Annotated in this window: 19 protein-coding genes; 8 read left to right on the forward strand and 11 right to left on the reverse strand. The window is 42.3% G+C overall.

Going from position 1 to position 16,998, the window contains the following annotated elements; genetic code table 11:
* Positions 1–4: 4 nt before the first annotated feature.
* From ureB to ureG, 10 genes are all read right to left on the reverse strand, one after another.
* Positions 5–316, reverse strand: a complete 312-nt coding sequence (ureB, locus tag NMG48_RS00660; RefSeq protein ID WP_271253561.1) for an urease subunit beta — start codon at positions 314–316, stop codon at positions 5–7.
* Between the two features lie 55 nt (positions 317–371).
* Positions 372–992: a Uma2 family endonuclease gene (locus tag NMG48_RS00665; protein WP_271253562.1), complete on the reverse strand. Its 621-nt coding sequence runs from the start codon at positions 990–992 to the stop codon at positions 372–374.
* Positions 993–1,012: 20 nt separating this feature from the next.
* Positions 1,013–1,315, reverse strand: coding sequence for an urease subunit gamma (gene ureA / locus NMG48_RS00670; RefSeq protein ID WP_271253563.1), 303 nt, complete (start codon positions 1,313–1,315; stop codon positions 1,013–1,015).
* Positions 1,316–1,436: 121 nt separating this feature from the next.
* Positions 1,437–2,261 (reverse strand): urease accessory protein UreD, encoded by an 825-nt coding sequence (locus NMG48_RS00675; RefSeq protein WP_271253564.1) that lies wholly within the window; start codon positions 2,259–2,261, stop codon positions 1,437–1,439.
* 54 nt (positions 2,262–2,315) lie between these two features.
* Entirely contained in the window at positions 2,316–3,038 is a 723-nt protein-coding gene (gene urtE / locus NMG48_RS00680) for an urea ABC transporter ATP-binding subunit UrtE (protein WP_271253565.1), read from the reverse strand.
* Positions 3,038–3,790: an urea ABC transporter ATP-binding protein UrtD gene (gene urtD, locus NMG48_RS00685; RefSeq protein WP_271253566.1), complete on the reverse strand. Its 753-nt coding sequence runs from the start codon at positions 3,788–3,790 to the stop codon at positions 3,038–3,040. Before urtD ends, urtE begins: the two co-directional genes overlap by 1 nt.
* Positions 3,765–4,970 (reverse strand): urea ABC transporter permease subunit UrtC, encoded by a 1,206-nt coding sequence (gene urtC, locus NMG48_RS00690; protein ID WP_271253567.1) that lies wholly within the window; start codon positions 4,968–4,970, stop codon positions 3,765–3,767. Before urtC ends, urtD begins: the two co-directional genes overlap by 26 nt.
* A 5-nt stretch (positions 4,971–4,975) precedes the next feature.
* On the reverse strand, positions 4,976–6,145 hold the full coding sequence (locus tag NMG48_RS00695; protein ID WP_271253568.1) for an ABC transporter permease subunit: 1,170 nt from the start codon (positions 6,143–6,145) through the stop codon (positions 4,976–4,978).
* 195 nt (positions 6,146–6,340) lie between these two features.
* On the reverse strand, positions 6,341–7,681 hold the full coding sequence (urtA, locus tag NMG48_RS00700) for an urea ABC transporter substrate-binding protein (protein ID WP_271253569.1): 1,341 nt from the start codon (positions 7,679–7,681) through the stop codon (positions 6,341–6,343).
* A gap of 657 nt (positions 7,682–8,338) precedes the next feature.
* Positions 8,339–8,932, reverse strand: a complete 594-nt coding sequence (gene ureG / locus NMG48_RS00705) for an urease accessory protein UreG (RefSeq protein WP_271253570.1) — start codon at positions 8,930–8,932, stop codon at positions 8,339–8,341.
* A 146-nt stretch (positions 8,933–9,078) separates the two neighbouring features.
* On the opposite strand from ureG, the gene ureE reads away from it, so the two are divergent.
* From ureE to NMG48_RS00745, 8 genes are all read left to right on the forward strand, one after another.
* Positions 9,079–9,534 (forward strand): urease accessory protein UreE, encoded by a 456-nt coding sequence (ureE, locus tag NMG48_RS00710; RefSeq protein WP_271253571.1) that lies wholly within the window; start codon positions 9,079–9,081, stop codon positions 9,532–9,534.
* Positions 9,524–10,246, forward strand: a complete 723-nt coding sequence (locus tag NMG48_RS00715; RefSeq protein ID WP_271253572.1) for an urease accessory protein UreF — start codon at positions 9,524–9,526, stop codon at positions 10,244–10,246. Before ureE ends, NMG48_RS00715 begins: the two co-directional genes overlap by 11 nt.
* Before the next feature lie 135 nt (positions 10,247–10,381).
* Positions 10,382–11,251, forward strand: coding sequence for a bifunctional methylenetetrahydrofolate dehydrogenase/methenyltetrahydrofolate cyclohydrolase FolD (folD, locus tag NMG48_RS00720; protein ID WP_271255303.1), 870 nt, complete (start codon positions 10,382–10,384; stop codon positions 11,249–11,251).
* 241 nt (positions 11,252–11,492) lie between these two features.
* Positions 11,493–12,395 (forward strand): geranylgeranyl diphosphate synthase CrtE, encoded by a 903-nt coding sequence (gene crtE / locus NMG48_RS00725; RefSeq protein ID WP_126386066.1) that lies wholly within the window; start codon positions 11,493–11,495, stop codon positions 12,393–12,395.
* Between the two features lie 58 nt (positions 12,396–12,453).
* A complete protein-coding gene (locus NMG48_RS00730) occupies positions 12,454–12,894 on the forward strand; it encodes a divergent PAP2 family protein (RefSeq protein WP_126386065.1) in 441 nt (146 codons plus the stop codon).
* Positions 12,895–13,005: 111 nt separating this feature from the next.
* Positions 13,006–14,079: an AAA family ATPase gene (locus NMG48_RS00735; RefSeq protein WP_271253573.1), complete on the forward strand. Its 1,074-nt coding sequence runs from the start codon at positions 13,006–13,008 to the stop codon at positions 14,077–14,079.
* Positions 14,072–14,785 carry a DUF3226 domain-containing protein gene (locus NMG48_RS00740; protein WP_271253574.1) on the forward strand — a complete coding sequence of 238 codons (714 nt, stop codon included), beginning with the start codon at positions 14,072–14,074 and terminating at the stop codon, positions 14,783–14,785. Before NMG48_RS00735 ends, NMG48_RS00740 begins: the two co-directional genes overlap by 8 nt.
* 84 nt (positions 14,786–14,869) lie before the next feature.
* Positions 14,870–16,624 carry a SulP family inorganic anion transporter gene (locus NMG48_RS00745; protein WP_271253575.1) on the forward strand — a complete coding sequence of 585 codons (1,755 nt, stop codon included), beginning with the start codon at positions 14,870–14,872 and terminating at the stop codon, positions 16,622–16,624.
* 105 nt (positions 16,625–16,729) lie between these two features.
* On the opposite strand, the gene NMG48_RS00750 is transcribed toward NMG48_RS00745, so the two are convergent.
* Positions 16,730–16,936 (reverse strand): hypothetical protein, encoded by a 207-nt coding sequence (locus tag NMG48_RS00750; RefSeq protein ID WP_126386062.1) that lies wholly within the window; start codon positions 16,934–16,936, stop codon positions 16,730–16,732.
* Between the last annotated feature and the right edge of the window lie 62 nt (positions 16,937–16,998).

Below are 16,998 nucleotides of genomic sequence, written 5' to 3' on the forward strand. Positions count from 1 at the left end.
TCGTTTAATTCTCCAATTTGCCTTCTACTAAAGCATTAAATCCATAGATCTCGCGAGTCCCTACATAAGGAACGAGATTTACTTCCTTTTCATCCCCCGGTTCAAAGCGGATGGAAGTTCCCGCAGGAATATCTAGGTGTGTGCCTTTGGCGCGATCGCGATCAAAGATCAGCGCTCGATTGGTTTCATAGAAATGATAATGGGAACCGACTTGGATCGGGCGATCGCCTGAATTAGCAACCTTGATTGTAATCACTTCGCGACCAGCGTTTAATTCAATATCACCTTCTTGAGTAATAATCTCACCAACAATCATAGATTTATCTCCATTGTTATTTAATGTTTATGTAATTAGGATGTAACGCTACATCCTAGATGTTGAGAATTGCAGCAGCAGTTAAGTCAATCTCTGGAAAAGTCCGCGAATTAATTTTGTCATCTCCTGTAAATCTAGTTGTTTGATATTTACCATTTTCATCTAGCAAATTCACAAACACAGTGGGAATCTTAGGATTACCAAGAAATTCACGACTAGCGATCGCTAAATAATCCACAATCCAATATTCAGGAATACCAAGGCTTTGATATTCTGAAAACTTATCAATATAGTCATCATCCCAATTAGTTGATGTGACTTCTACTGCTAGCTGAATCGGTTTTTGCAATGGAGAATAATCGGCTGGATTAGATTGCCAAAATTGCTTATCTATCACGCTCAAGTCTGGAACCCTACTCTGCTTATCACTACTAGCAATAGTTCTAATACTCACATTTTGGCGCACTACAAGATCCAAATTTAACCTATCAATTTCTCGGTCAAATTTTTTATAAACAAAAGCAACAACATCTTCATGCTGTCTAGTGTTTACCACTTTAACGACTTCTCCGTTAACAAATTCATAGCGTCCGTCAGTAAGTCTCAGATTGACGAATTTTTCATAGGTCAGCTTTGATTCAGTTTGTGAATCTTGAACTTTAGCGATCGCAATCATCTCAGACCTCCATAGCTAAATTAGCGAATAGGATTATGTACTGTTACAAGTTTAGTTCCATCGGGAAAAGTCGCTTCCACTTGGACATCATGGATCATTTCGGGAATACCTTCCATCACATCATTACGGGTGAGCAAAGTCGCGCCATAGGACATTAACTCGGCAACCGTACGACCTTCCCTTGCTCCTTCCAAAATCTCCGCAGTGATAAAGGCGATCGCTTCAGGATAATTTAACTTCAAACCTTTAGCTTTACGACGCTCTGCTAGTAATGCAGCCGTAAAAATCAATAATTTATCTTTTTCTTGAGGCGTAAGTTGCATGAATATCTACCAAACTCATTTACTTAGTTTGTGATTTTGGCGAAGCCAAAATCACAAACTCACCAAACTCTAGGTATGCATTTACTGAGTTTCTAGTTTTGGCTTTGCCAAAACTAGAAACTCACCAGACTCTAGGTACGCATATTGCTCTATCCCTATAGGATACACGCAAAAGCTGCCAAATTTGTTGAAACCATTTACGTGCTTCACTAGAGGAGTGCCCACAATAGCGACAAACTAAACCCGATAGCGATCGCGTGACTCCTGATATTCCTTGATAATTTCCCTGCTCCCAAGTAGAGCGAATGCGCGTAATTAATTCAGGTTCAACTTGTGCGCCTACAAAAACAAAACTCGCAGCGATCGCATAATTATTTAAGCCATTAGGACTCCCTAACATTTCCGAATTTCCATTGAGATATTGCCGATCAATCCATAACGGGCTTTGGTCGCGCCATACCTCCGTATGAGATCGCCAATTCCCATCTAGAAATTTCTCACCCCGAGCCGTGCGCCCAAACCTAACAATTTCCCACATGGTTAAAGTGGCGGCTGGTGCGAGTTCAATTCTGGTTTGCTGTCGATATTGCGCTTCGGAAAATACAATTGTTTCCTGTGGCAACCATTCCAAACTTGCTCCTTCATCGATGTGAATATGGAGATTTTGTAAAGATTCTGCACCTGTGCTGCGATAGATTTTACTAGCGGCTGCCGTAGTAATCAGGGCTTGACTTTGCGGTTGTAAATGAATTTTTGCAGCCAGGCGATCGCCACCGACTAAACCGCCTGCGGTATGTAAGAGAATGCAATGACAAACTTCTTCACCTTCGGGATAAAGCGATCGCTGAATTTTCCAAGGTGCGACAGTGTAATTACGGGTTAATACGGTTTGTTGATTCCGTTTCGCAAATTCTAATTCTAATTCTCCCGCCCAAGGTGAAGCCATAGGAATATCCTCATATTGTAGTAAAGAGAAGCTATGCTTCCCTTTACTACAATACTAAACTGCTAAGAATTTCTGAATAACTTCGTTACTGAGTTCTGAAGTTTTACCAGAAGCAACAATGCCGCCTTTTTGCATGGCGTAATACCAATCTGCTTGGCGCACAAAATGTAAATGCTGCTCCACTAATAGGATCGAAATCCCTGTGGTTGCCACAATATGCTTTACGGCAGATTCAATCTCTAAAATAATCGATGGCTGAATTCCTTCCGTTGGTTCATCAAGAATCAACAATCTGGGCTGTCCCATCAACGCACGGGCGATCGCTAATTGTTGTTGTTGACCGCCGCTAAGGTCGCCACCCATCCGATTGAGCATCGATTTCAATACTGGGAATAGCTCGTACACCATATCCAAAAGATTTTGGCGCACCGCAGGCGTAACAGGACGAGACTCTAAACCGAGTAGGAGGTTTTCTCTCACGGTCATCCGAGGCATCACTTCACGCCCCTGTGGCACATAGCCCACACCCATTCTGGCGCGTTGATCCGGAGTGAGTTGAGTAATATCTTTCCCAAAGAAAGACACATCTCCTTGTCTAGGCTTCAACAATCCCATAATTGTTTTTAATAGAGTAGTTTTACCGACTCCATTGCGTCCAATTAAGCAGACCATTTTTCCAGAAGCCACACCCATATCCACGTTACGGAGAATATGGCTTTCACCGTAATAAACATTGAGATTATTGATTCGTAAAATCGGATCGTAAGTTTCTTCCATTATTCTTCCTCTTCCTGATGTCCCAAATAAACTTCAATGACTCGTGGATCGTTTTGGACTTCTTCAAAATTGCCTTCACAAAGAACGCTACCTTGATGCAAAACCGTGACTTTACGAGCAATCTGGCGCACAAATTCCATATCATGCTCGATCACGATAATGGAATGGGATTCTGCTAAAGACATGAGCAGTTCGCCAGTTTTTTCGGTTTCCTCATCAGTTAAGCCTGCAACAGGTTCATCCACTAGCAACAGATCAGGAGATTGAGCAATTAACATCCCAATTTCTAGCCACTGCTTTTCGCCATGGGATAGAAACTCGGCTTTCATTTCCGACTTGGGCATCAGTCCAATGACCTTTAACAAGTCATTCACTTTCTGCTTTTCGACTACCGATGGTGGCTTAAATAAAGTAGAGAAAACATTCTTATTGGGATTGCTTGCTAACTCTAAGTTTTCTCTAGGAGTGAGATTGAGATATACACGAGGAGTTTGGAACTTACGACCTACACCCATTCTGGCAATTTTATGCTCAGATAGCGATCGCGTATTTCTACCTTTAAATCTAACTTGACCTTCGGTAGGCTTCACTTTACCCGTAATTACATCTAAGAATGTGGTTTTACCCGCACCGTTGGGACCAATAATTACTCGTAATTCACCCTGCTCCATCTCAAAGTTTAAGTTATTAATTGCCTTAAACCCATCGAAGCTTACCGTAACATTTTCAATCTCTAAGATTCTGCCGCTCATTTTGTACCTCTGGATCTAATTCAAGACTGGGATATGTAACCTTCGGTCTAATACCAAAGACTCTCTTAAATAGCAATACACCAGTTGTGCGGAACCAACCGACTAAGCCATCAGGCAGCACCATCACCACAATCAAGAACATTGCCCCCTGAAAGAACAACCAAATTTCAGGAAACTGTTCACTGAGGATACTCTTGGCAAAGTTTACGAGGATAGCGCCGATTAATGCGCCAATGAGCGTTGCTCTACCGCCGACCGCGACCCAAATCACCATTTCAATCGATAAGCCAATATCCATAGCTTTGGGTGAAATGATGCCTGTTTGGGGAGTAAATAATGCGCCGCCAATACCAGCTAAAACTGCGGATATGGCAAAGACGAGAACTTTAAAACCTGTGGGATCGTAGCCTGAAAATCTTGCCCGATTTTCGTCATCCCTTAGAGCTATTAGTAATCTGCCAAATCTACCAGTGGTGAGCCAACGGCAAAGCGCATAGGATAGACCGAGAAAGACAACGGTGAGAATATAGAAAACTCGTTGGGTTTCAGGAGCGTTGATATCATAACCAAATAGGGTTTTGAAATCAGTGAGTCCATTTGTCCCATTGATATACTGCTGCTGACCGTTGAAGAAGTTGAAGAAAATAATCGTGGTTGCTTGGGTCAGAATTGAGAAATATACGCCACGAATACGGTTTCTAAATACGAGATATCCTAAGATTGCGCCGACTATCGCTGGTATTAAGACGATCGCTAAAAGCGTAAATTCAAAGGAGAAAAACGGTTCCCACAATGCAGGTAGTTTGGTAATGCCGTAGAGGGGCATGAAGGAAGGTAACTTATCGGTTGCGTCAGGAGGAAATTGCAGCTTTAAGTGCATAGCGAGGGCATAACCACCCAATCCAAAGAATACGCCATGTCCTAAGCTCAAAAGCCCTGTATAGCCCCAGATCAAGTCAATTCCTAGAGCCACGATCGCTAAAGCCAAAAATCGACCTAGCATCGTGATCCGAAAGGCTTGACCTGTGGCGGTAAAAATTGCAGGAATTACAAAAATCAATAATAGAGCGATCACTAAACCGACACCAATTTCAATTCCAAGCGATCGCCACTTGTTGTTTGATGAATTTTTCGATGTAGATGGAGTCGAAATCGTAGAAATATCTTCTGTCGTACTCATAATAATTACAACTCCACTGAACGACCTTTTTGAGGAAACATTCCCGCAGGCTTATATTGCAAGAAAGCAACAATCATCAGGAACAGCAATACTTTCGCCATACTTGTAGTGCCAAAGAAAGTGAAAAATCCTGCAACGGGACTTTGTGCGCCAAATAAAGTAACAAAGGTTTGGGAACCGAAAAGATAACTCGTAATCCCGATCGCCATTGCGGCGGCGATACTACCAATCAACTTACCGACACCACCAACGACCACCACCATAAAGGTATCGACAATGTAGTTCTGTCCTGTATTGGGACCTACCGAACCAAGGAAGCTCACCGCACATCCTGCGATCCCCGCCAATCCTGAGCCAAGAGAAAAAGTTAAAGCGTCCACAGTTTTCGTAGGAATACCTAAACAAGAACTCATTTGGCGGTTTTGGGTAACGGCACGAATACGTAAGCCCCAAGGCGATTTTTCCAGAAATAAGTAAATGCCGACTACACAGGCGATCGTTAAAACAATGATGAATAGGCGGACATAGGGTAATTGCAATGACCCGATCGCAATCCCACCTCTTAACCACTTAGGCGCTGTTACGTCCACATTCTGAGCGCCAAACCAAGGTTGAGTGACCGCCATTTTGTAAGTCTGTCCTAGAAATACTGCCACGGCTCCTGAAATTGCGAGGGATAGGGGCAAGAGAATCGCGATCGCCCAATTCCGAATCGCTTCCCAATTTGGTCTTTTTTGTAAAATCCAAACTGCCCCAAAATACAACAGGCTAAACACCAAGATGGCGGCAATAATCACCCAATTCACACTGCGAACAAATTGCTGCAAAATCAAGCTCACGCCCCAAGTTGCCAAAAGTGTTTCTAATGGCCGCCCATAGAGATAACGAATTACTCCCTTTTCCAAGAGAAATCCGATCCCTGCGGTCACCAAAAAAGCGGCAATCAGGGCTGCAAAAACATAAAAGTCTGTCCAAGGTTCTCCCAACTTTTTGAAGCCATTCTGCACCACAAAGGTTGTATATGCACCCAGCATCATCAATTCGCCGTGAGCCATATTAATTACGCCCATTAAGCCAAAGACGATCGCCAGTCCTAATGCTGCCAATAATAGTACCGAACCCGTACTGATACCATTAAATACTCCCTCGAGAAGTCGGAGAAGATTTTCATTCATGACTCTATCTACATAAAAAATATGAGCAGCTTCGGTAATAAATACCGAACAGAACCAAAATAGTTTGCTACGCAGTAATTGCCTGCACAGCAAACTATTTTGAGGTTTGAAAGTTAATTGATGTCAGGGATAGACGATGCAAAGCATCTCTCATACCTGCCACGACAAAGGGCTTAGCCCCTTGCCTGTAGAAGTCTAAGCCTTCTTGAATTTGCCACCCTTTGCCTTATCGGAGTAGTCGCAAGCAAAGCCCTTAGTCTCAGCTACGAATTGGTTCCAAGGTAGTGGGGGAACTGCGGTCTTAGTTTCATAGACCACCTTGAATTGTCCATCAGGTGTAACTTCACCAATACGGACAAACTTAGACAAGTGATGGCTATTTTCCATCGTTACCTTGCCTTCAGGAGCATCGAAGGTTTGACCGAGTGCAGCCATTCTTACGGCTTCAAGATCATCTGCCTTACCAGCCTTCTCAACAGCTTGCTTCCAAATGTTGACGGCAATGTATCCAGCTTCCATTGGGTCATTGGTTACACGATCTGCGCCATACTTCGCCTTGAAAGCTTCGACAAACTTCTTGTTAACGGGATTGTCAACGGTCATGAAGTAGTTCCATGCTGCATAGTGACCCTTGAGGAATTCAGGTCCGATCGCTTTAACTTCTTCTTCAGCGATACTTACAGACATGGAAGGATACTTATCAGCCGTGAGACCAGCACCTTGCATTTGTTTGAAGAACGCAACGTTACTATCACCGTTGAGGGAGTTGTAGATTACGCCGCCATTAGGAAGTGCTTGCTTAATCTTGGTGATAATTGGGGTAACTTCAGAGTTGCCCAAGGGTAGATAGTCTTCGCCAACGACCTTACCGCCCAAAGCTTCAAGCTGAGCCTTGATAATTGTATTCGCGGTACGAGGGAATACATAGTCAGAACCGACGAGGAAGAACTCTTTGCCCTTGTTCTTGAGCAACCATTCTACGGAAGGCTCAATCTGTTGGTTCGGTGCAGCGCCAGTGTAGAAGATGTTCTTCGAGCATTCTTGACCTTCGTACTGAACAGGATAGAAGAGTAAGTGATCCTTGGATTCAAATACAGGAAGTACTGCTTTACGGCTAGCAGAAGTCCAGCAACCAAACACGACCACAACCTTATCTTGGTCAATTAATTTCTTGGCTTTTTCTGCAAATGTTGGCCAGTCAGAGTTACCATCTTCCACGATCGCTTCGATTTGCTTGCCAAGCACACCGCCCTTCTTATTAATTTCTTCGATCGCAAGTTGGGTTGCATCAACTAGACTCTTTTCGCTGATCGCCATTGTTCCACTTAGGGAGTGCAAGATACCAACCTTGATAGTGCCACCTTTGGCGGCTGTAGTTGCTGCAGTTGGGGAAGCGGCTGTAGTTGCGGTTGTGGTTGCTCCTGTAGTTGCCGTTGGTGTAGGTGTAGATGGGGTACAGGCTTTAATTAAACCACTAACTCCAAGCGCCGCAGATCCATAGACAATAAACTTACGACGATTAATTTTCTTGCTCATTAAACTTTAATGCCTCCAAACAATTGATAAATTCTATTGAAGAAATTTGACAAAAACTAGGATGGAGGTTGAACCTCACTCCTCTCACACTGAAATCAATCAAAATTTACAGCTTCACAATCCTGATATAGTTAAATCAGACAAGTTGTATCACAGAATACTTTTTATACACCTTGGTTGTGTCAGAACCTATGTTTACCAGTAGTTTGCGATACAACAAGCAAGAGAGCATGTGTTAACACTTTGTGACATAGACAAGTAGGGAAGTCCTGAAAAGGAAGGTATTTACTGTGATTAATGATAGGCGGCGCTTTGCGCCGCCTATCATTAACTATGTAGCACTGCAAGTTCAGACATAAAAAAACAAAAGAGAGTTGCGCCGCAACTCTCTTTTGTTTTTTGTCTTTTCTAATATAACTGGCTATGACTATAAATATTAAATTCCACTGATATTATGCTCATATACAGCGCTTTGTGCTTACTTGTAACCCAGAAATATTTTTGAAAGCTTTGCGAAGCAAAGCTTTCAAAAATATTTCTATACTCCTCAAAGCCTCAATAGGCTGAAAGTATATGTTTAATTAGTCAGTTTGACGAGTGCACGAAATGGTAAAAGAGAAATAGATTTATAGATAGGAATTACTCCCAAGAACCTTTTTACATCTTTTTAATAATGAAATCAGTTATATGTTCTAAACCTTCCTGATTCTTAAGGTTGCTGAAGACAAAAGGTTTGTCGCCACGCATTTTCAGTGCATCCCTTTCCATTACTCCGAGATCTGCACCAACGTAAGGAGCTAAATCAATTTTATTAATTACCAATAAATCAGATTTAGTGATTCCTGGTCCCCCCTTGCGTGGAATTTTGTCACCTGCGGCAACATCAATCACGTAGAGTGTCAAATCAACCAATTCAGGACTGAAGGTGGAAGCCAGATTATCACCACCACTTTCGACAAAGATTAAATCTAAATCAGTAAAGCGAAGTTCTAATTGCTCGATCGCCGCTAAATTCATGGAGGCATCTTCGCGAATCGCGGTATGGGGACAACCTCCTGTCTCTACACCAACAATGCGATCTCGGTCTAGAGCTTCACTCCGTACTAGGAACTGAGCATCCTCTTGAGTATAAATATCATTGGTCACGACAGCAATTTGAAAATGCGATCGCATTGATTTACAGAGCGAATCGACAAGGGCAGTTTTTCCAGAACCGACGGGACCAGCAACGCCAACACGAAATGGTGACATAGAAATTTATCTTTAATCTATACTGTTTAAGGATAACGCTTAAATATTCGCATTTAATATTTTTGATGGAGCGGATTTGCAGCTCCATCAAAAATATTAAATTATGGAAAGCTTAGCGCTATCCACCATAGTATAGGTTAGGAATTATGCACATTCTCACACAACGTTTATCTTCCCATGCCAAACAACTATTTAATGCAGAATCTTTACTTACACTATCTCTAGTTGCAGAAGATAGAACTCGTAGCCGTCATCGCTTTACCACAGTAGAAGGAGAAGAGGTAAATTTACAACTTCCTAGAGGAACCGTACTAAAGGAAGGAGATTTTCTTGCCGATGAGCATGGTCAGGCGATCGCTAAAGTTGTCGCTAAGCCAGAACCCGTTGTCACTGTCACCACCCACCATCCTCTTGATTTTCTGCGTGCTGCCTATCACTTAGGAAATCGCCACATAGCCTTAGAAATTACCGAAAGTTATTTGCGCCTATCCCCCGATCCCGTTCTCGAAGATATGGTTCGCAAAATGGGATTGAATATCATTGAAGAAATTCAGCCATTCCAACCTGAAACTGGCGCTTACCATCATCACCATGATCATTAATCCCGACGCTTTGCAAATATTGCGGCTCTTGCAAATTACTAGTCCTGCTTTGCCTGTGGGAGCCTACAGCTATTCAGAAGGAATTGAGTACCTTTGCAATTCAGGAGTGATTCAGACTGAGGTGGATCTCTGTAATTGGTTAAAGAGAGAGATGCACTTTGGATTTATCACCAACGAGGCGGCGATCGCTCTCCGCGCCCATCAAGCAATGCTCAACAATGATCTAGTTGACCTTAACTATTGGAATAGTTGGCTTTCAGCAACAAGGGAAACCGAAGAAGTCCGTCTTGCCAGTTGGCAAATGGGGCAGTCATTGATGAAGCTCTGGGCGCAACTTGACGATCAACAATTATGGCGATCGCAATCAATAAATCAGATTTTGCCAACCGCTAAGGATAATTCTGAAGGACAGGGTTGTAACTATGCGATCGCCTTTGGCATTGTCGGGGCGAGTTTAGAAATTGATGCAAGTAACACCGTCCTTGGCTACATGCATAGCTGGGTATCGAATTTAGTGAGCGCGGCTGTGCGATCGGTTCCCTTTGGACAAACCACAGGACAGCAGATTATTTTTCGACTCAATACCGATATTTTGCAAAGTTCACAATCAGCATTAGACCGTCTAGATAGCGAGTTGGAATGGTGCGGCTGGGGGGCAAGTTTAGCCAGTGCCAATCATGAAACACAATATTCACGACTATTTCGCAGCTAAAACCCATATTGTTATGCTGTCTACATAGCGGGCTGCATAACAATATGAGGAGGGGCGCAGTGCGCCCCTCCTCATATTGAGCCATCAAACGATACAATCGTTTAGATAGTGGGTATCGCAAAAAATTTAGAGAATATGGCAGTAATTATTGACGGCAAGGCACTTGCTAAGAAAATGCAAAGCGCGATCGCAGAGGAGGTCGCACAATTACAAACCCAGTATGGTCGTCCTCCGGGGCTAGCCGTGCTAATGGTTGGCGATAATCCTGCCAGTGCCGCCTATGTCAAAAACAAAGAAACTGCCTGTCACAAAGCGGGGATCGCATCTTTTGGCAAGCATTTTCCTGCAAGCGTTACCCAACAAGAATTAGAGCAAGTAATTGATGAACTCAATGCCGATGATCGCGTGGATGGCATTTTGATTCAATTACCTTTGCCCGACAAATTTGATGCGATCGCCCTGTTAAATCGCCTCGATCCTGATAAAGATGCCGATGGCTTACACCCCAATAATTTAGGTAAACTAGCGCGAGGTGAAGCAGGCTTACGGAGTTGCACACCTGCGGGAGTGATGGAGCTTTTAGCCGAAGCCAAAATTGATATTGCTGGGAAAAATGCCGTAGTGATCGGGCGCAGCATTCTCGTAGGCAAGCCCGTTGCCCTAATGCTGCTCGAAGAAAATGCCACAGTGACGATCGCCCATTCCCGTACCAAGAATCTTGCCGAAATTACCCGCAAAGCTGATATTTTAATTGCAGCGATCGGTAGACCCGAATTTGTAACTGCCGAGATGGTAAAACCTGAAGCTGTGGTAATTGATGTGGGGATTAACCGCATCACCGACTATGAAGGCAAATCCCGCTTAGTTGGCGATGTGGACTATGCCAGCGTCAGTGAAGTTGCCTCCCACATTACCCCTGTTCCGAGGGGAGTTGGTCCAATGACTGTAACCATGCTCCTACACAACACTGTATGGAGCTACAAGCAAAAGTTTGCTAAACCCTAGAATTTTTGGGTTTCAATAGATTAGGTATTAAAACCCAAAAATTCTAGAGAGAGGATCGCAAGACGTTGCATAATATACATTCTGGATACTGTCTGGAATTCTGCCCCAATTCCAGCAATTATTAGGACTTACGCATCGTTTAGATGTGGCGCGGGCAAAGCCCACGCCACATCTAAACAAAAACCAGTAAATTCTTTAATTATTTATTGTCGAGTAACTGTCGAAATCACTAAAGCCAGCTATGCCATCACAAACCGTCGCATTCAATTTAGATAAGTATTTACGCGATCTCAAGCAGGAGGTTGAGGCAGCCCTTGATGCTTCGATCGCTGTTACCTATCCCGAAAAAATTTATGAATCCATGCGCTACTCGCTGATGGCTGGTGGCAAGCGTTTACGCCCAATCCTCTGTCTTGCCGCCTGTGAATTGCTCGGTGGCGATCGCGCTTGGGCAATGCCCACAGCCTGCGCGATGGAAATGGTACATACTATGTCTTTAATCCATGACGATTTACCATCGATGGACAATGACGATTTTCGACGCGGCAAACCAACCAATCACAAGGTTTATGGTGATGATATTGCAATTTTGGCGGGGGATGCCTTACTTGCCTATGCCTTTGAATTTATCGCTGCTCAAACCAAAAACGTACCTGCGGAGAGGGTTTTAAAAGCGATCGCCCATCTCGGTCATGCTGTGGCGGCGACGGGTTTGGTTGGTGGTCAGGTAGTTGACTTAGAATGTGAGGGTAAGCAGGATGTGACTGCGGACACACTCACCTTTATTCATTTACATAAAACGGCGGCTCTATTAGAGTCCTGCGTCATCTGTGGAGCATTGCTAGCAGGTGCAAATGATACCGACATTAAGCGTTTATCCACTTATTCTAATAATATCGGTTTAGCTTTTCAGATCATTGATGACATCTTAGATATCACTGCTACTTCTGAAGAGCTTGGAAAAACTGCTGGTAAAGATCTCGCTGCTCAAAAGGTTACTTACCCTAGCCTATGGGGAATTGAGGTTTCTCAGCAAAAAGCTCAGGAATTGGTAGAACAAGCAAAAGCTCAACTGGTAAGTTATGGTGATGCGGCTTTACCTCTTATGGCACTTGCTGATTACATCACTGCTCGGAAAAACTAGACTACATTCTCAAACTCTTTCTTGACCTTTTCTTACCCTTTAACTGTTGCAATTGATTATGAACATACATCCTGTTGGCGAAATCCTCGATAACCAAGTTCTGCTAATTGCTTTATGTTCTAGCCTAACTGCTCAACTTCTCAAGTTATTTATTGAGCTAGCGCAGTTTGGAAAAATCAGACCCAAGGTGATCTTTGAAACAGGGGGAATGCCTAGTTCGCATTCTGCTTTAGTTTCGGCACTTGCTACAGGGATCGGTCGTACTCAAGGATGGGATACACCACAGTTTGCGATCGCCACAGTTTTCGCATTTATCGTGATGTACGATGCCGCAGGTATTCGCCGCGCCGCAGGTAAGCAAGCAAAGGTTCTCAATCAGATCATGGTGGAAGTATTCGAGGAAGAGCATGATCCACTTAAGGAGTTATTAGGTCATACTCCTGCCCAAGTTGTTGCGGGTTCGCTCTTAGGTATTTTATTAATGTGGGTTTTCCTATAGATTGCGATTAGATTGCGATCGCTATTTCCAGCAATTGAAAGGGTAGTGCGATGCGCTGCCCTTTATTGTTTTCAGATTAAAATATTTTGTAATGTCTAGGCAATAAAATCCATGATTAGAGATATCTCAATCCAAAATTTCAGATGCTTTGAAAATACCTCTATCTCTGGTTTTAAAACCGTAAATCTCATCACTGGCAAAAATAACGCAGGTAAAACAGCACTTCTAGAAGCTTTACTTTTGGGCGGCTCTCCATACCCAGAGACACTAGCATCTCTTAAGGGTTATCGTCATGAATCTGAAGAGTTGGACAAAACCTTACCTGAAAGAGCTTGGGATTATTTGTTTTATAACCAAGACAAATCGAAGATAATTACTATTGAGACTAATACTAAAAATATTAGCGATCAGACTAATAGCCTTTTTATCAAAATTGATGATAATAAGTTAATAGAATCAAACAAATTAATTGATACTAATAAATATATAGATTTCCCATCTACTAAATCGTCTAATCTACAAATAGAATCTGTTATCAACAAAGACACATTTAAAGGCAAATTGATAGCTAATAAAGAAGGTATTCTAGGCACTTGGTTTAAGCCTTTAGGGAAGGATAATATACCGTTCATACCATCTAGTTTTGTATTTTCTCAACAGCAAATTGCAGATGAATATGATAAAGCTAGGCTTAGCTATAGAGAAAAAGAAGTGTTGAATGGATTGAGGATTGTTGATTCATCTATAGATTTAATTGAGTATTTTGGCATAGGAAGTCCTATGCTTTATTTAACCCGCAATAATGAAAAAAGATTACCTTTACCTTTATTTGGAGATGCTATTAATAGGATTACTGTTATTATTCTTTCGATAGTTAATAACAATAGCAATATATTGCTCATAGACGAAATAGAAAATGGGATTCACTATACTAATCAAGCTAATTTATGGAGAGTATTATTTCACTTAGCCAAAGAATTTAATGTGCGAATATTTGCTACTACTCATAGTTTGGAAATGCTTACAGCATTTGCTAAAGTTGGATTAGAAAGTGAATTTAGTGATTTGGCGGCACATTTTGAGATGGCTAGAAGTGTCAAAACTGGTCAGATAATTGGCATTAAACGCGATATGGAAACCTTAGAATATAGCTTGTCTCATGATAGGAGAGTTAGAGGTGAGTAACCGTATAATTGTTGAAAGTAAAAACGATAAAATCTTTATTCAATCTCTTGTAAGTTATCTCAATATCCATGACATAGAGATTCTCGAAATAAATCTGTCTGATAATGATTATATGACTTTGGGAGGGTTGAGTTTATCTTCTCTAAAAGGTGAATTAGGAGATATAAAGGCTGCTTCTGAAAACAACAATATCTCTAAAGTTGGCATAATTTTAGATGCAGATAATTCCCAACAAGAAAAGTTTGATCTTATAAATAATGCAATTAAAAGTATCTTTCCTCAATTACAACAAGTTAAGCTCGAAAGAATCAACAGTTTTATAAATATTTCTTTTGTTGCATCTGACCAAAAACTATTTTCTCTTCAGCTAGCTTGCTATTTTGTTAATATCAATGGTACAGGTGAATTAGAAACTTTACTAAAATCAATTAAATCCCAACCCTCACCATATGCTGATTGTCTTGATGCGTGGCGAAGCTGTGTAGAAAAACTTAGTAGTGAATCAATTAGCCAAAAAGATTTTGATAAATTTTGGGTTAGTAACTATTTGCGATTTGATACTTGTATTGGTGATGAGAATGATCAGGCTGGGAAAAAATGCAGCATGTCAGGTTTTGATTATGTAATGGCAAATAAACTGCATATTTGGGATTTTGAACATCCTGCTTTAGATGAATTGAAAGTATTTTTAAAAATGTTTGACTGATATATTTTTGTTAGCCAAAACAAAGGGGGCGCAGTTTTTCGGTAAGCTGGAAGATCTACCAAAAACTAAACTTGAGGTGTATTTTTGACAACTCCTCCACCGATCGCACCATTTCCCCTTACATCCCGTCCTCACGGATTAGCGCGATGGCTACCAATTATTGCCGTATTGCGAAACTACAAACGCTCTTGGCTAACACAAGACCTCAGCGCAGGACTAGTACTAACAGCGATACTTATTCCCGCAGGCATGGGTTATGCCGAAGCCGCAGGGCTACCACCTATTTATGGACTCTATGCCACGATTGTCCCTTTAATCGCCTATGCCATTTTTGGACCCAGTCGAATTTTGGTATTAGGTCCCGACTCAGCTTTAATTCCATTAATTTCGGCAACGGTGTTACCACTTGCTGGTGGTGATCCTGCCAAGGCGATCGCGATCGCAGGCATGTTAGCAATTCTTTCGGGGGGAATGTGCATTATTGCGGGTATCGCCAAATTTGGCTTTATTACCGATCTCATTTCTAAACCGATCCGCTATGGATATCTCAATGGCATTGCGCTGAGTGTCATTATTGGACAGATGCCAAAAATATTTGGGTTATCGATTACGGGAAATACCATTTGGGACGAATTAATCGCCTTAGTACAGAATGTTCACGATGGCAAAACTAATATCGTGGCTTTAGCGATCGGTTCATCCTGTTTGTTTGTCATTCTAGGCTTGAAACATTTCGCGCCAAAGATTTCGGGGGTTTTAATAGCAGTAGTTGGTGCAACTATAGTCAGTTCCCTATTTGACCTATCTCATCAAGGTGTATCGGTAGTTGGTATATTGCCACAGGGTTTACCAACTTGGCAGATTCCGAATATTACCCCAGTTAAATTTGACACTTTACTTTCTAGTGCCTTAGCAATCGCGCTAGTTTCCTTTGCAGATATGAGCTTGTTGTCACGCACTTTTGCAATTCGGGGAGGGTATAAAGTCGATCGCAATCAAGAGTTAATTGCTCTGGGCATTGCCAATATCAGCGCAGGACTATTTCAAGGATTTTCGGTAAGTAGTAGTGCCTCACGGACACCAGTTGCTGAGGCAGCAGGGTCAAAAACCCAAATTACAGGTTTGGTCGGCGCAATTTGCATCGCCCTAGTTTTATTTTTCGCCCCAATGTTATTGCAAAATTTACCCCAAGCCGCTCTCAGTGCCGTCGTAATTTCATCGGGTATTGCTATTTTTGAGATTACGGGGACATTAAGGCTTTATCAACTACGACGATTTGAGTTTGGGCTATCAATTGTCTGCTTTGCTGGTGTGGCATTTCTAGGAGTAATTCAAGGGATCTTTATAGCAGTAGGTTTAGCCCTACTAGCATTTGTTTGGAGTGCATGGCGACCACACTATGCAGTTCTTGGACGTATAGACGGGATTAAAGGCTATCACGATGTTTTGCGCCATCCCGAAGCTAGACGAATTCCGGGGCTAGTGATTTTTCGTTGGGATGCACCGCTATTTTTTGCTAATGCGGAAACCTTTTGTGAACGGGTAATGCAGTCGGTAGTGACTGCCCCAACGATGACTAATTGGGTACTAGTTGCTGCTGAGCCTGTTACAGATATCGATATCACGGCAGCAGATGCGATCGCGGAACTTGATAAGACTCTGTGCCAAGCGGGAATCGAGTTATGTTTTGCGGAAATGAAAGGGCCGACTAAGGATCGGCTCAAGCGCTATGGCATCTTTAACACCTTGGGGAAAGAGAACTTCTTTCCGACCATTGGACAAGCCGTGGATGCTTATTTAGAAATCAACAAAGTTGAGTGGAAGGATTGGGATGAATAGACTTACGAAGAGATGCTAAGCATCTCTCCGTAAGTAGTTTTGAAAAACCTTACTGGATTTGCGTTTTACTTCACGAAAGTGTGACCACACTTTCGTGAATTGGTATTAGGACTTAATAGTGATCCAATCTCTCTTTAGTAATGCTCGAAATGTGGTGATGCCTTTAGAGAATCCGTCAGGATCTTGTAAAACATAGTCGGGAAATTCTTCGTAGTTTCGCCATTGTTCCGAGGGGCTATGGCGTAAATGTAGGACATGCTCGCCATTTTCGCGCCTCCAACACATTTGACCACCAGTTGGGATATCAGACATGGTCTCCTCCTTCTTATGTGAATAAAACACTGATAGCATTTTTCAAGGTGATGTAGTTGCTT

It is taken from the genome of Pseudanabaena sp. Chao 1811 (assembly GCF_027942295.1).
Classification (GTDB): Bacteria; Cyanobacteriota; Cyanobacteriia; order Pseudanabaenales; family Pseudanabaenaceae; genus Pseudanabaena.